Raw genomic sequence first — 1,327 nt, 5'->3', positions numbered from 1 at the left:
CTTTTGTGCCCGGTCCCGGTAGTCTTTAGCAACGAACGTGACGTGTGTTGAATCAACGTTCAAGATCCGCTGGTTGCTGATGGCAATGCGATGGGTGTATTGCCCCAGATACCTAATGACGTGCTCTGCTCCTGCCAGAGACGACTCGCAATAGACCACCCACTTTTTTTGATGGGCCTTTTCAATGCAGACTTTGAAGCCATCCATTGCAGATAGTTTTCGCAGTTCCCTTTTTACGCTGTCCAGAAATTTACCCTTAAAGGCAGCACTCAATTGGTGTACCGGATACAGATAATTATCATATTTGCCAATATGACGCCACTTACCCGATAAGGAATAACCGGCTGCCGGGACAATGCAGTGTAAATGCGGATGCAGAGAAAGGTTCTGCCCCCAAGTGTGCAACACCGCAACGGCTCCGGTTTCACAACCGTAATGTGTGTAACCGAAGCTGTGCAGTGTACGGCTGGCAGCACGGAACAAGATGTTGCAATAAAGCCTTCTGTCCCACAGATAAATCTGGTTGAGCTCATGAGGTACAGTGAAAATGATGTGGTAGTGTTTCACCGCAAGAGTTGATTTTATCAGCTTCTCAACCCAAAGCGCTTGTTTGGTTCCCTGGCACTTGGGACAATGGCGATCTCGACAACTGTTGTAACTATAGTGTATAACACCACAATCATCACACACCTGCTCATGACCACCCAAAGAGGCTGTACGGCACTGAACTATGTTGTACAAAACCTTGATCTGTTTGGGCGATAGTTCACCGCTCTGCAACAAGGATTTCCCAAATTGGCGGACAATGTGAGCTAATTCATGCTTGTTTTTGCAGTGCTTTTCCATAAAGGGTATCTAAAGGGCTGTGAGGTTTTATGTGCTGGCACTGGGCTACGTGAAGATATATCATGGTTGTTGAGATGTCTGCATGGCCCAGAAGATCCCTGAGGGTTACGATGTTTAATCCCTGCTCTAATAAATGCGTGGCATAGGAGTGACGCAAGGAATGGAGATTGACACTTTTGGCAATAGAGGTCTTTTTAAGGTTCTCTCGCATTACCCAGGATAATCCTTTAACGCTGTAGCGGCCATCAGGCTCTTTGCCATTGAAAAGCCAAACATGCGGGTTCTCGGCTCTGAGATATTTCTCGAGTCCTATGACCATTGTAACAGACAAAGGGACAATTCGGTCTTTCTTGTATTTGCTCTGGCGAATATGGATGACCATGCGCTCAAAGTCAATATCTGATATTTTAAGATTGATGACCTCTTGCCCCCTCAATCCAGCAGAATAGATAAGCGTAAGGATAATCCGGTGCTTAAGCAG

Annotated in this window: 2 protein-coding genes; both read right to left on the bottom strand. The window is 46.3% G+C overall.

What is annotated here, in order from left to right:
- On the bottom strand, positions 1–846 hold an 846-nt coding region (locus tag JCM15548_RS20480), incomplete at its 3' end, for an IS91 family transposase (RefSeq protein ID WP_062129081.1).
- Positions 818–1,327: tyrosine-type recombinase/integrase (locus JCM15548_RS20475; protein WP_162198305.1), on the bottom strand; the 510-nt coding region annotated here is incomplete at its 5' end. The genes JCM15548_RS20480 and JCM15548_RS20475, both read right to left, overlap by 29 nt.

Origin of the sequence: Geofilum rubicundum JCM 15548, from assembly GCF_000974365.1 — a bacterium.
Lineage (GTDB): Bacteria > Bacteroidota > Bacteroidia > Bacteroidales > Marinilabiliaceae > Geofilum > Geofilum rubicundum.
This window is presented reverse-complemented; position numbering and strand designations above follow the sequence as displayed.